Consider the following 14,105-nt stretch of genomic DNA (forward strand, 5'->3'; position numbering starts at 1 on the left):
CAGTAGTGAATATAAAACTCTTTTTTTTAACACTTTTTTTTGTGTTCACACTCCAAGCTAACGAAAGAGTCATCTCTCTGACGCCATCAGTTACAGAGATAATTTATGCTCTAAAAAAAGGAGACTCGCTTGTAGCTACAAGTGAGTTCTCGCTCTATCCACCAGAAGCAAAAGGGCTTGAACTTATCGGCGGATACTCAAATCCAAACCTAGAGAAAATAATCTCTCTCTCACCTACTTTAGTAATAGGGCAAGATTTTAACCAAGCGACGTTAGAAAAACTGCAGAGATTTGGCATCAAAACTCTTATGGTAAGGTTACAAACTATTGAAGATATAAAAAGCTCGATTATAAAAATATCTCATGAACTAAATGCGGACTCAAAGCCTTTAGTTCATGAGATACAAAGTGCGATAGATAGCGTCCAAAAAAGCAAAGAAGGCCACAAGGTGATGATAGTTTTTGGACTATATGAGGATTTGAGCAGAGGCATCTATATCGCTGGCAAAGATATATATTTCGATGATATTATTAAGATATGTGGCAACACTAACGCCTATAACTTAAATGATACTAACCAACCCTCGCTCAGTTATGAAAATGTTATAGCTCTAAACCCAGATCAGATAATAATACTCCACTCAGACGCCTCAAACAGCAGAGTTGATAAAGAAAAAGCATTGAGTGCTTGGCACTCACTTCCAACTAACGCAAGTAAAAACAGACATATAACAGTGGTCGATGAGAGCTATATAAACATCCCATCAAACAGAGTTGCTCTTAGCATCAAAAGACTCTGCCTTGAGATGAGCAGATGATAGAGCTAAAAAACCTTACATGTAGCTATGATAAAACCATAATTTTAAAAGATGTAAATCTCAAAATAGCCTCACACCTAAGCATACTTGGAGCAAATGGTTCTGGCAAAAGTACGCTTGCTCGAGCTTTGTGTTTCTTGAATGATTATGATGGGGAGATAGTTATAGATGGTGTTGATTTAAAAAGTCTCTCAAACAAAACAAGAGCAAAAACCATCTCTTACGTTCCCCCAAAACTAGAGCTTTACGACTCTTTTATAACACTTCATGAGTTTGTTTTACTTGGAAGATTTGCTTATAAAAAGAGCTTTTTTGACTACTCTTTGGAGGATAAAGAGATAGCAGACAAATATATAAAACTCCTTGGCTTAGAGCATCTAAGAGATCACACACTTTTGTCTTTAAGCTCAGGCGAGCAGCAACTCTCACTTATGGCATCGGCTCTTTGTATGCAAAGTAGCATCATGATTTTTGATGAGCCTACCGCAAATCTTGATCCATACAACTCTAAAATAGTAGCAACTTATATAAAAAATCTAAAGCGTACTCATCAAATCATTTTGATAACTCATGACTTGCATCTAGCCTCCTTTATAGGCTCTGATGTCGCTTTTATAAAAGAGCAACATGCAGAGTTTTATGGAAGTGAATTTTTCAGTGATAAAATTTTAGAAGAGCTTTATGGCGTATCTTTTAACTCTTTGGCAGTTGTTTATGAGTAGATTTTTTGTATGGTTTGCCCTAGTTGCTTCTCTTTTTATCTCCCCATTTATCGGCGCAGTTACGCTACATGTAACAGATATATTTGACTTCTCAACTCTTCATTCACAGATATTTTTTGAGTTGCGTTTGCCTAGAGTTATGTTTGCTCTCTTTGGGGGAGCGATTTTATCCATAAGCGGGCTTTTGTTTCAAACGCTCTTTAGAAATGCACTGATGACTCCTTATACTCTAGGTGTTTCAAGTGGCGCAGTTTTGGGCGCTGGAATCGCCATAAAGCTAGGACTTGGAGCTATCATCTTTGGTATAAGCGCTATAAATATCTTTGGTTTTTTAGGTGCAATCCTCACTGTATTTTTGCTACTTTATTTAAACAGATTTATAAAAAATGCAAAAAGCGAATCACTCTTGCTTCTTGGAATCGCCCTCTCCCTCTTTTATACCTCAGCGCTTATGATAATCTTTTATCTAGGAAGTGCCATACAAAACGATATGCTTATCCGTTTTACGATGGGCTCACTCTCTATCATCGGATGGCAAAATCCTCTCGTTATAGGTTTCATATCCTCCATGCTTGTAGTAGTTGTTTATCTTTATAGATTTGAGCTGCAGCTTCTAGCAACCTCTGATGAGAGCGCAAAACTAAAAGGGCTTCATAGCAAAAAAGTAATCTTTACGCTTCTTCTTATCTCCTCTTTTGCCATAGGAACACTTGTTAGCATCAGCGGGCCTATCGGCTTTATAGGGCTTATAACTCCGCATATCGTCTCGATGCTCTATCCATCTTCCATAAGCTCAAGAGTTCTCAAAACTGCTCTCTTTGGGGCGCTATTTTTGGTTTTTTGTGACACAATAGCGAGATTGTTATCAACGCAAAATGATTTGCCCATAGGAATAATTACAGCACTTATTGGCGGGCCATTTTTTATATATCTGATTATTAGGAAAAAACAGTGAATATCTTATCAAAAGAGGCTCCGCTAGAGGTCTCTATCAAAAAAATGAAAAAAGTTTTAGAAGATGTCGGATGTGAGGTTGTTATCTCAAAAAAAGAACACCCTCTTCAAAACTGCCACTCGTTAAACCTTAACTCAGTTGAAGCACCCTCTCATATTTACTCAAACGGAAAAGGCTCACTTGAGGATTCAGCCCTTGCTAGTGCGCTTGGAGAGTACATTGAGAGACTTCAAACAAATATGTTTTTTAGTGATTTTTATCTTCCAAAGAGAAAACACTATCCCGATGAAGTAGAGTTTGAGCTTCATGAAGATTTTTTAAGCGAAGAGTTATATGAAGTGTATGACCCAGATGGCGAACTTCTTGGGGCTGCTTTTGTTGATTTTAATAGCGATAGCGAAAAGATTATCTCACTTCCTTTTAAAAAATTCTCTACTAATGAGATAGCTTATTTTCCTGTAAATATTTTACATAACCTCTATGTTAGCAACGGTCTATCCGCTGGAAACACTCCAAAAGAGGCTCAAGTTCAAGCTCTAAGTGAGATTTATGAGAGATACGCAAAGTTTGAAATCATAAGAAATGGATACGCACTTGCAAAGTTTCCTCAAAGAGTAATAGAACCATTTACAAAACTAAATGAAGACATCTCAACTCTGCGCAAACTCGGATATATCGTAGAAGTCCTCGATGCCTCTCTTGGAGGAGTCGTCCCAGTAACTGCTATCTCACTTATAAACCCAAAAAACTCAACTCTTTTTGTCTCTTTTGGTGCACATCCTATTCTTGAAGTAAGTCTGGAGCGAACTATGACAGAGCTTATGCAAGGGCGCTCACTAGATACTCTCGATGACTTTGAGACACCAACATTTGACATGAGCATAGTCTCAGATAGCTTCAACCTTGAGTCTCATTTTGTGGACTCAAACGCAAAGCTTGGATTTGCATTTTTAAGCTCTAAAAAGAGTTTTGAGTTCTCACCATGGAAGTACGATTCTAAGGTTGATGAGCTTGAGTTTTTAACAGATATAGCCTCGGATTTGGGCAAAGAGATTTACTTAAGAGAGTACGACTATCTAGGTTTTTACTCATGTCAGGTACTAATCCCAAGTATCTCAGAGGTCTACCCAATAGATGATTTGATATATAACAACAAAAACAGCGCAAAAGCCATCCGTGATATGGTTTTAAACTTTAGTGATTATGACGCGGAGGAGATTTTAGACACAATAATCTCGCTCGATGACTCGCTAAGCATGGAGAAATACATAGGCGTTATCTTCAAAAACAACTTCACAATGGCAGAGTTCAAAGCCCACTTATCTCTTCTTATGGATGATAAAGAGAGTGCTTTAGAATTTTTACAATACAGTTCAAAGGGCGAAGCAAAAGTTATCTCAGAACTCATACACATGGAACTTGAGAGCCAAGATTATGAAGAGTACGAAGAAGCACTTTTTAATATATTTTCAAAACAGAGCGTAGAAAAAGCACTAAGGATTCTTAACAAAGAAGAACACTTTATAGATATAACACTTCATAACGACTACTGTAACATGTTAGCAATGTACGATAGACTTGCTGAGAAAAAAGAACTTACTTCAAAGAGTCATTAAAGAGATGTTCTTTTATCTTTATTCTCTTTATCGTTGTATTTCTATACTTTGTCTGGATCTCTTTTGATAGCTCTTCAAATGAGCTCTTATACTCAAGTTTAGCGGTATCTTTTAAAATCATTTTTTGCTCATTGATAACTTCTAATATCTCTTTTTTAAATTCTTCTCTATTGTAATATTCATCTATATTTACAACAACAGCGTCAGTAGTAAACCAAGCAGTTATAGCCAACAGTGGGGAGCAAATCCATACAAATGGACCACATGTAGTTCCAGCTAAAGCGGCTGCTCCTGTAGTTGCATACTTTGCACCAGCTTTTGTGCTGCTTTTTACTAAGAACTTTCCGGAAGCCTTGAGAGCTACTTTTGCGCTAATTACTTGAGCGATTTTTGGTATGAGTTTAGCGCCCAGTACTAAGCCTAGTTTTCCCTCTTGCATTGATGTAAAGGTGCTTATATCATTCTCTAGCCTAGCAAATATATCGCTATTTAATTTATGATCTACATTAGCCGTAGCACTCTCGTGTATCATTTGGATATGTTTATTTGCACTATTACCATACTCTGTATCAATCTGTTTAAAAGCCTCTTTTACACTGTTTTCAAAATCACTACCAAAGAGCCTTTTTTGAATTGTCTCGTTTATCTTATTGGTAGCCATCGAACCAAGTTCTATGTACTCTCCAATAACCGAGTAGTGAAAATCTAAAAATGAGTCTATATTGTTTTCAACAGAGCTAAAAACAGTATCAATATTTATATCAATCGCACTATTAATATTGGCTATTTCTTGCTTGATATTTAGAGTTATATTGCTATCTGCTTTATCTAGATTTATGCTAATTACAACTGGATCAAGTATTTGTATAAATGTTTCTGATTGATTTTTGTTCAGTGTGGCTAGAATTTGTAATGTTATATAAATGAGTGCTAGGATGATTATACTTAACCAAAACAGTTTTTCAAACTTAGACATCTTAGCTAGAATATTTTTACGCAAGTGACATCTTTGCTAAAAATCTTATCTAGATAATATACAATCTGGATGATAAATCTATTGAGACCAAGTATGGCAAGAGCGTTCATAAAAATAAAACCTATCCAAGCGATAGACTTTAAAAACGTATTGTCAATGTGCTCCGCGAAGCTACTAAATGACCACCAAAAGATACTATCTATCTCCACTTTTACCTTTAAAGTATAGTTCACTATGTTACAACTAGATGATATTGTGTTTGAAGCTACTAACTGCGTCTGTGCTAAAGTTTCTCTTAAATACTCAGGAGCATAGCCTTCTAATGAAATATAGACGTAAACTAACAGTAGAAGTATTGAAGAGATATTGATAGCCCACTCTCTAGAGAAGAGACTTAAGAAGTTTTTCTTTATGGTTTTGGATAATATCTTACTGAACCATTTATATATAAACGTAGCAAAAAGGATTTGAAAAACCAGATACATCCAAAAAAGCATTGTAAAATCTATAACAGAATACATCACGGATATACCCATCAAAATAGATAAGAGAATATAAAATATGATTACAAAAGAGCGTGATGAGAGAAGATTTGCAAAAAATGATTTTTCTATAAAATAGCAGTCTCTAAAACAAAACCTCTCTTGCATTTTAATTTCAATAAAACTATGAGCTATCACAAACAAAACTGTTATAGGCAGTAAAAGAGTGAAACATCCATGATGATAACTTACACGCCAAATAAAGAAAATCAAGAAGACGCTTAAAAGAGTCGCTACAAAAAGTTTTAAATTATATTTCATGACTACATTATATCGCATGTTACTTTTACCTTTTTGGCACTATAGAGTATGATACTATATTTTGACAATTGAGCAAATACCCATATTTAAAGGCGATGATATGATGAGTTATGAAGAGTGGTTTGAACAGCATGCAGATAAGCACAAAAAAATCGTAGACAAACTTCTAGCAAAAGGACACAGCGAAGATGAAATCATAGACTACTTTGACTTTGATAACATGGTAAAAGAGGAAAACGACTTTTGTCCACTCTATGAGGATAACAAAAAATGCCATGACATGAAAAAACTAAACTGCTACCTCTGTGCTTGTCCCCACTTTAGATTTAACGATAAAGGCATAGAAGAAAAAGAGTCAAAAACGCTTTACAGCTTCTGTGAAATAGAATCAAAAAATGGCAAAGAGGCAGTCTATGGGGATAGTATCCACCAAGACTGCTCAAACTGTAACGTACCCCATACAAAGGCGTATGTAAAAAAGAATTTTGATTTGGACTGGAAAAATATTATGAAAGATTGTAAAGCATAATCTTTATCTCTTTGATTTTTCTTTTATTCTTATCATAAGTTGAGTTTTTCTATCTCCTAAATATTCTATATCAAACACATCTAATGCTTTGATAAGATCACCCATTTTTTTAAATCCATAATTGATTTGAGAAAAAGAAGAATTTTTTCTTATATACATGGACATATCTCTAACATCTGCCCATCCTTGCTCATCCGCTGTTCTCTCAACGCCTTGTTTGAGTAAGTTGATAAGCTTATAATCTTTTCGTATGTCGTAGTTATTTCCAACATATTTTGTGACAGCTTCTGTAACAGCTTGATGCTTTGTGTTTGTAGGAATATTTTCAACTACTTCATCATTTTGTAAAACACTTAATTTTTCAACATAAATAAACTGTGAACATGCATTTACAAATGCCATAGGAGTTTTTGACTCACCATATCCATAAACCGTTAATCCATCAGATAATATTCTAGTAACAATAGGGGTAAAATCACTATCACTTGTTATCAAAACGATAGCTTCAAGCTCTTTTGTGTAGAGAATATCCATAATATCAATTATCATAGCTATATCGGTTGCATTTTTACCTTTTGTGTAAGCAAATTGTTGAATTGGTTTAATATTATAATCTTGTAAAATATTTTCCCAACTGTAAAGCTTTTTATCTTTCCAATCCCCATAAGCTCTTCTAATATTGACAGTTCCATACTGCGATAAATCATCAAATATACTTTCTATATACTTAGCACTTACATTATCACAATCTATAAACATCGCAATATTGTTTTTATTTTGACTTTTCATTCTAATTCCTAATTAAATTAATATTTTCATTGATTGGCATTGTACAAGAAATATACAAAGCAAAAAATAGTTCCTAACTATGTTAAAATCATACATTATTAAAAGGAGTGATGAATGTTAGAAGAGTTTAAAAAGTTTCTTATAAAAGGAAACATGGTTGATATGGCTGTTGGTTTTATTTTCGGGGCGGCGTTTGCTACTCTTGTGCAATCACTTGTTAAAAACATAGTTATGCCTCCTGTTGGTATGCTTCTTGGAAAAGTTGATTTTTCAAACCTCTTTATCGCACTTGATGGAAACAGTTATAACACCATTGCAGATCTTGAAAAAGCTGGTGCTCCAGCTATAAAAATAGGTCTTTTTGTAAATGATTCTATTTCGTTTTTGATTTTAGGAACTGTTATGTTTATGCTTGTAAAGAGTTATAACAAACTAAGAGCTAAGGAAGAAGTGGTTCCAGCACCACCATCTGAGAAAACTTGTAACGATTGTGCTATGAGCATTCCAGTTGCTGCGAAAATATGTCCATACTGTGGAAATAAAGAGGTTTGAAAAAGGCTCTCTTTATCGGTGGCATTAAGAGTGGAAAATCTCTTAATGCCCAAAACTACATATTAGCTTTATCATCTAAACAACCTATCTATCTTGCCACAACAGAGTTTATAGACAAAGAGATGCAAGAGCGTATTGATGCCCATAAACAGGGCAGAAGCGATGATTTTGAGACCATTGAAGAGCCTATAAAACTATATAACATAATCTCTAAGTGCAATAACGCTGTTTTAGTAGAGTGTGTTAGCATGTGGATAAACAACATGTTATATCATGGCTTTACGTTTGCTGATATGAAAGAGGAGTTAGAGAAGGTTTTGGCTCTTGATAAAGAAGTAGTTTTTGTACTAAATGATGTTGGAAGTGGAGTTATCCCCGATAATGCACTTGCACGTGAGTTTATAGACATCAGCGGTAAACTATCCCAACTCATAGCCTCAAAATGCGATGAAGTTTATCATACCATCGCTGGCATCTCAACGAGAATAAAATGAGAGATATTTTTAAAGGTTTTGCACTTGCAGTCTCTATGTTAACAACTGTTCCTTTTTTTAAAGTTCATGATTTTTTTAAGGGTATAAACGGTTATGCAGTGATGTTTTATCCGCTTGTTGGTTTTTTGCTCGGGCTTGTTCTTTGGGCTGTTCATTCACTTTTAGCTCCATATGTACCCTCTTTTCATGTTGGAATCATCATCTTCGTTTTATGGGTTTTACTCACAGGCGCGCTTCATCTTGATGGCTTTAGCGATACTGTTGATGGACTTTATGTTACAAAAGAAAAAGCTCTAAAAGTGATGAAAGATTCACATGTAGGTGGAATGGGGATGCTCATGAGCGGTACTTTTTTGATAGCAAAAGCCTCATCTTTGGCTCATTTTGAAGCTTTTTATCTGCTACCCCTTATCCTAATGCTTTCACGTCTAAATGTTGTTTTAGCAATCTACTTCTATCCATACATAAGTGAAAATGGAATGAGCACTTTAGCAAAAGCGGAACTTACAAAAACACAAATGCTTATCGCACTTTTTTACTCTCTTGTTTTAGTTGTCTTTTTTAACATGTACTTAGCTTTAGTTAGCGCTTTGTTAGTTTTGTTTGTTATAAAAAGCTTTTTTATAAAGCGTTATGGCGGTTTCACTGGCGATATTTACGGCTTTAGCATCGAAGTAACAGAGCTTATTTTGTTAAATGTGATTCTCTTTAGCTTATGAAACTAACACTAGTTCGCCACTGCGAAGTTGATGAGAGATATAAAAACTGTTATAACGGGCACAACGATATAGGACTCTCCAAAGGCGGAGAACTTCAAGCAAAAGAGTTGTGCCAAGTGCTTGATACCTTAGAGTTTGGCGCTGTCTTTTGCTCTGATTTGAGGCGTACAAAAGAGAGTCTAAAACACTCATTACACGCAAAGAGTGCCATATATACCGATAAGCTAAGAGAGAAATCATGGGGAGTTCATGAGGGCATGAGTTATGATGAGATAGCTCTAAGGGAAAAAACAGAGTACAAAGATTTTTTGCAGTGGATAGATGTTCTTGGTGGAGAGCCTTACGAGGATTACATCAAAAGAGTAAAAGAGTTTTTCTTAAAGTATCTGCCATCGCTTAAAAAAGAGAATATCTTAGTTATAACACACGCTGGAGTTATTCGTGTGTTGTTATCAATAATACATGACATAAGCCTAGAAGAGGCCTTTAGCGTTAAAGTGGCGTACAACTCTATAACACTCTTAGAAATATGATAAAATGCACTCATACTTGAAAACAAGGTTATATGTATGAGTAACGATCTGTCTCAAATACCACAAAGTACAAATTTTTTATCCTATATAAAAAATAAGATATCTGAACTAAAAAAAGCAGCGGGTATAGTGGATGAAAAAGAGCCTATCTCTTTTAAAATCTCTGAATTTATGCAAGATGTAAGCTTCTCTCTTGAAGCATTGCCAAAAGAGTATAGAAATCTTTATGAACTAAAACCAGCAGATGAGAATTTTTTTATAAATAGAAAAGCCGAGATACAAAAACTCGAACTATCCTATGAAAACTGGCAAAAAGAACGTTTTGTTTCATGTGCAATTGTTGGTGAAAAAGGGTCTGGAGTAAGCTCAGTATTGGATGCTTTTTTGAGAAAAATCCCAGAAACTCAACTAATCAGAACCGAGCTAAATGAGAAAATACATACGAACAATAAATACTTTGCCCTCTTTAATGCTCTACTAAATACAGAAAATATATATAGTAACAAAGAGCTAATTGAGCTTTTAAACAGTTCTAAGGAGAGTAAGATAATCATTTTAGAAAATCTCCATCATATGTTTTTAAAAAAGGTAGATGGGTTTGATAGCATGGAGATGCTCTTTGAACTTATCTCATATACATCTAAAAAAATACTTTGGATAGGAACCTTCACCCCTAGAACATGGAACTATCTTGATAAAACCATATCAATTTCAAACTATTTTACAAGCGAAGTTATAATGCAGCCCTTAAGCGAGGAGAGCATTAAAGATATTATTTTTAAACGCCTTGAGCATAAATCAAGCAAGATAGAATTTACTCCTAACGAGCAAACACTTCTTAGTAAAACTTTTCAAAACCTAGATCCAGACGAGCAACAGTTATATTTAAAAGAGAAGTTTTTCAAACTTTTATATAAGCTCTCAAACTCAAATATCTCTCTTGCCCTGCTTTACTGGATACGTGCGATAAGCACCGAGCAAGAAAACAGCTTAAAGATCAAAGAGATTGATGACCTTGACTACTCTTTCATCAAGAGTCTATCTTCTGAATCGCTTTTTACTCTTCAAGCTTTAATCTTGCACGATGGGTTAAGTATGAGCGATTTTGCCCTTGTTACACATGAGTCTTTGCCTCAGAGTCGTAAAATTGTTATGCCTATGCTTGAGAAAGGGCTGCTTATTCAACCAGACGATAAGTACACTATAAATCCTGCAATATATAAACCGGTGCATGATTATCTCTCATCTAAAAATTTTATCCACTAAATGGAGATGCAAATATGAGACTCCTTACACTTATTTTTTTACTTTTTATCAACTCTTTTTGTTATGGTGCAGAAATTGAAAAAAGTATAAACTTCACTGAAATCATATCTATTTCAAAGATTCTTTGGACTATTTTTTTCTTTATAATTAGTTATTTTTTAATAACTCTCTTTACAAAAACAGTAGAATTTTTTGCTGAGAAAAGCTCCAGACTTAGGATAACTATAAAAGGTTTTATCCCTGTAATAAGAATTATTTTTTGGATAACGACAATAACTCTTATCATAAAAGTCATCTATAATCCTCCGATGCAGATGCTTATGACGACTGTTGCCTCTATCGCTATTGCTGTTGGTTTTGCTACACAAGACCTGCTCAAAAATATATTTGGCGGGATTATGCTTCTCTTTGATAGACCCTTTAAAGTGGGCGACAAGATACAAGTAGGAGATAATTACGGCGAAGTGATAACAATCGGACTCAGAGCAACTCGCATCGTCACTCCTGATGACTCAACTGTAGTTGTTCCTAACATGACCATTATGAATACATACATCTCAAACAGTAACTCAGGAGAGCTTTACTGCCAAGTAGTTGCAAAGATAATGCTACCCATTGATGTTGATACTCAAAGGGTTCGTAAAATCGCTATCCAAGTAGCTCAAGTATCAAAATATATCTACCTCAACAAACCAATAGTTGTACTTTTTTCAAATAAAATGAATGAACAAAGAGCATATATTGAGATGAGTTTAAAGGCTTATGTAATGGATATTCGGTATGAGTTTGCCTTTAAAAGTGATATGAGTGAAATAGTTTTAAAAGAGCTTCTAGCAAAAGAGATTTTAAAAAAAGATGCACTTAGTAATTAAGAGAAGGATAAAGAATAAAAACATATAACATATTTACAAACAAGCCTGATTCGCTTCCACAAGGAAGGGCAGACTTTTTACTAGCCGCTTCTGTTACTCTAACGTGCGAGATTGAGGGAATCACTCAAGCTGGAATTGCAGGGATGATTCCACTAACTCCAACACTTGATGCGGAGTTTATAACTAATGGGAAAGTTTTCTCTCTTGGTGAAGTCGCTGAAACTCCATCAGGCGTGCCAACTCCTGCAATCATAACAAGAGCAGTTCATAACCTCGCTCCATTTAGCTCTATCGAAATTCTTGATTTGGGGCTTGTAAAAACACCACAAAATACAACTTATCACTCTTTTGGCATAACTCCATCTGACTCAATTGCAACAGGAGCAAAGATAGACGCAAGAAGTGTGTTTGAAAAAGGTATGAAGGCAGGCCGTGGTTATGAGCTAAAGGGAAGTTATCTTATCTTAGCAGAGAGCACACCAAGTGGCACAACAACTGTAGCGGCTACCGCTCTAGCGCTTGGATATGATTGTGAAGATGACTTCTCATCTAGCTTTTTAAATGTTCCAAAAAACATAAAAAAAGAGACGATAGATAGTGCCCTATCTTTGATAAATGATAGCATGAGCACGTTTGAGAAGCTCTCACATGTGAGTGATAACATGCTTATATTTTGTGCTGGGTTTTTACTTGAGGCATCAAGGAGATTTCATATAGTTTTAGCAGGTGGCACACAGATGGCAGCGGTTCTGCTCATTGCTGACAAGTTAAGAGAAGATGTACTTATGCGCTTAAAGAGCGATAACATAACTCTTGCAACCACCTTATGGATAGCAAAGGATGAAAGCTCAGATATCGTTCATATCCTCTCACATCTTAGCTACACTCCACATGCGATATATACAACCTTTTCATTTAAAGAAGCATCCATTGATATTTTAAAAAAATATGATGATGGCGAAGCTAAAGAGGGTGTTGGTGCTGGAGCGGCTTTGGCGTATGCATACGCTAATGGAGTTGATAATAAAAAGCTTTTACAAGAGATAGAATATATTTTATATAATACATGATATTTTTAACAAAAAAACAACTCTTAATGCGTTACAATTAACCCTTAATAGAGCTTGTTTAAGATAAAAATTACAATAATGGATTTTTTATATGAGGTTAGATTTAAAATTAAGATTATTAATCATTTTGATTATTCCACTGCTTTTTGTTATAGGGTTGTCTATAACTTTACTTCATGGAATGCTTGTAACTAAAACAAATTTAGAATTTACAAAGTATCATGTCGCAGAAGTAGAAGCTATCTCGATGGCAGTACACTATTTGCAAACGGAGAGAGGTGTAACAGCTGAGGCCATGGCAAGTGGCGAGATAGACAAAAAAACTAAAAAACTCTCACTTGCACAAGACAGCTCAAACACTGCAATAAGTGAAGCAATAGAGCGAATACTTTTATGTAAAGTGTGCACAGATGAAAAATCTATAGAACTTTTAGAAAAAATAAAAGCAAGAGCAGACACGAACTTATTAAATATGTCTATCTTTGAAGCTAGATGTTACTACACAAAAAATATAACCTCTTTATTAAATATCATAAAAGTAACCCCCTCTTTGATTGAAGATAAAGAGAACAGAAACTATATACAATCTTATAGCCATCTCTCCTCAGCAAAGGAAGAGTTAGGCCAAATTCGCTCTATCTTAGTCCAAGCTCTTCTTAGCAAAGATTTCTCAGATGATATTTATATTCTTTTTAAAGAACATTTGAAAATATATACTCTTGAAATAGAAAACTTTAAAACTCTCTCAAATCCTGATATTACCCGCTTTTACGATGACGTATTTCAAGGAGAAGATGTTGATGAGATGTTTAGGATTATTGATGATATCGCTAAAAATAGAAAGAAAATTAATCTTAGTGTAGATTACTCATCATGGTTTGATAACGCAACAATAAGCGTAAATTTATTAAAAAGCGTAGAAGATGAACTCTTTGCTACAGTAAACAATCTAATAGATAAAAAGCTTGACTCTATCCACTATAAACTAGCAATGCTTTTATCATTTTTGGGCCTCTCAGCAATAATTGTTACTATACTTTTACTTCTAATTGCTAGAAAGATCCTCTTTTCTGCTAGCTCGCTAGAGAACAAATATGATAACTCCCTTCTTCTTTTAGAACAGTATAAATCAACGGTTGATGGTGGTTTTATAGTTTCAAAAAGTGATGAAAATGGAGTAATTACCTACGTAAATGATGAACTCTGTAAAATTAGCGGCTATACAAGAGATGAGTTAGTTGGAAAAACTCACAGTATTATGAAACATCCAAATACCGATGTAAAAATCTTTGAACAGATGTGGCATACTATTAAAGACCTTAAAAAGCCATGGGTCGGTGAAATGAAAAATCTTGCTAAGGATGGATCAACATACTGGCTCAAGGCTATTA

Annotated in this window: 16 protein-coding genes; 13 read left to right on the forward strand and 3 right to left on the reverse strand. The window is 34.8% G+C overall.

All coding sequences use genetic code 11. The features are described 5' to 3' along the window. Window positions 1–5: 5 nt before the first annotated feature. Genes PHI38_RS00390 through PHI38_RS00405 form a run of 4 tightly spaced genes read left to right on the forward strand, consistent with a single transcriptional unit; the run spans window position 6 to window position 4,111 of the window. Window positions 6–818 carry a helical backbone metal receptor gene (locus PHI38_RS00390; RefSeq protein ID WP_299851168.1) on the forward strand — a complete coding sequence of 271 codons (813 nt, stop codon included), beginning with the start codon at window positions 6–8 and terminating at the stop codon, window positions 816–818. Then, window positions 815–1,540: an ABC transporter ATP-binding protein gene (locus tag PHI38_RS00395; RefSeq protein WP_299851171.1), complete on the forward strand. Its 726-nt coding sequence runs from the start codon at window positions 815–817 to the stop codon at window positions 1,538–1,540. Before PHI38_RS00390 ends, PHI38_RS00395 begins: the two co-directional genes overlap by 4 nt. Further along, entirely contained in the window at window positions 1,500–2,495 is a 996-nt protein-coding gene (locus tag PHI38_RS00400) for an iron ABC transporter permease (RefSeq protein ID WP_299851174.1), read from the forward strand. The genes PHI38_RS00395 and PHI38_RS00400 overlap by 41 nt, the downstream gene beginning before the upstream one ends. After that, window positions 2,492–4,111 carry a YcaO-like family protein gene (locus PHI38_RS00405; RefSeq protein ID WP_299851176.1) on the forward strand — a complete coding sequence of 540 codons (1,620 nt, stop codon included), beginning with the start codon at window positions 2,492–2,494 and terminating at the stop codon, window positions 4,109–4,111. The genes PHI38_RS00400 and PHI38_RS00405 overlap by 4 nt, the downstream gene beginning before the upstream one ends. Here the strand turns inward: PHI38_RS00405 and PHI38_RS00410 are convergent. Then, a complete protein-coding gene (locus tag PHI38_RS00410) occupies window positions 4,092–5,111 on the reverse strand; it encodes a hypothetical protein (protein WP_299851179.1) in 1,020 nt (339 codons plus the stop codon). The two genes, PHI38_RS00405 and PHI38_RS00410, sit on opposite strands and share 20 nt — an antisense overlap. Continuing rightward, on the reverse strand, window positions 5,093–5,908 hold the full coding sequence (locus PHI38_RS00415; RefSeq protein WP_299851182.1) for a hypothetical protein: 816 nt from the start codon (window positions 5,906–5,908) through the stop codon (window positions 5,093–5,095). The genes PHI38_RS00410 and PHI38_RS00415 overlap by 19 nt, the downstream gene beginning before the upstream one ends. Window positions 5,909–5,993: 85 nt before the next feature. On the opposite strand from PHI38_RS00415, the gene PHI38_RS00420 reads away from it, so the two are divergent. Beyond that, window positions 5,994–6,419: a hypothetical protein gene (locus tag PHI38_RS00420; RefSeq protein ID WP_299851212.1), complete on the forward strand. Its 426-nt coding sequence runs from the start codon at window positions 5,994–5,996 to the stop codon at window positions 6,417–6,419. A 3-nt stretch (window positions 6,420–6,422) separates the two neighbouring features. Here PHI38_RS00420 and PHI38_RS00425 read toward each other — a convergent pair whose 3' ends face one another. Then, entirely contained in the window at window positions 6,423–7,208 is a 786-nt protein-coding gene (locus PHI38_RS00425; RefSeq protein WP_299851184.1) for an NYN domain-containing protein, read from the reverse strand. Window positions 7,209–7,322: 114 nt separating this feature from the next. On the opposite strand from PHI38_RS00425, the gene mscL reads away from it, so the two are divergent. The 8 genes from mscL to PHI38_RS00465 form a co-directional block, all read left to right on the forward strand. Next, entirely contained in the window at window positions 7,323–7,760 is a 438-nt protein-coding gene (gene mscL, locus PHI38_RS00430) for a large conductance mechanosensitive channel protein MscL (protein WP_299851187.1), read from the forward strand. Beyond that, a complete protein-coding gene (locus tag PHI38_RS00435; RefSeq protein WP_299851190.1) occupies window positions 7,757–8,254 on the forward strand; it encodes a bifunctional adenosylcobinamide kinase/adenosylcobinamide-phosphate guanylyltransferase in 498 nt (165 codons plus the stop codon). The genes mscL and PHI38_RS00435 overlap by 4 nt, the downstream gene beginning before the upstream one ends. Next, window positions 8,251–8,973, forward strand: coding sequence for an adenosylcobinamide-GDP ribazoletransferase (locus PHI38_RS00440; protein WP_299851193.1), 723 nt, complete (start codon window positions 8,251–8,253; stop codon window positions 8,971–8,973). Before PHI38_RS00435 ends, PHI38_RS00440 begins: the two co-directional genes overlap by 4 nt. Further along, window positions 8,970–9,506, forward strand: coding sequence for an alpha-ribazole phosphatase family protein (gene cobC / locus PHI38_RS00445; RefSeq protein ID WP_299851196.1), 537 nt, complete (start codon window positions 8,970–8,972; stop codon window positions 9,504–9,506). Before PHI38_RS00440 ends, cobC begins: the two co-directional genes overlap by 4 nt. Before the next feature lie 36 nt (window positions 9,507–9,542). Further along, the gene (locus tag PHI38_RS00450) at window positions 9,543–10,772 is read left to right on the forward strand and encodes a hypothetical protein (RefSeq protein WP_299851199.1); all 1,230 of its coding nucleotides are present in this window, start codon (window positions 9,543–9,545) and stop codon (window positions 10,770–10,772) included. Window positions 10,773–10,786: 14 nt separating this feature from the next. After that, a complete protein-coding gene (locus tag PHI38_RS00455) occupies window positions 10,787–11,644 on the forward strand; it encodes a mechanosensitive ion channel domain-containing protein (protein WP_299851203.1) in 858 nt (285 codons plus the stop codon). A 14-nt stretch (window positions 11,645–11,658) separates the two neighbouring features. Further along, complete coding sequence (locus PHI38_RS00460; protein ID WP_299851215.1) at window positions 11,659–12,714, forward strand: nicotinate-nucleotide--dimethylbenzimidazole phosphoribosyltransferase; 1,056 nt, start codon at window positions 11,659–11,661, stop codon at window positions 12,712–12,714. 91 nt (window positions 12,715–12,805) lie between these two features. Next, on the forward strand, window positions 12,806–14,105 hold a 1,300-nt coding region (locus PHI38_RS00465; protein ID WP_299851206.1), incomplete at its 3' end, for a nitrate- and nitrite sensing domain-containing protein.

Origin of the sequence: Sulfurimonas sp., from assembly GCF_028694895.1 — a bacterium.
GTDB lineage: Bacteria > Campylobacterota > Campylobacteria > Campylobacterales > Sulfurimonadaceae > Sulfurimonas.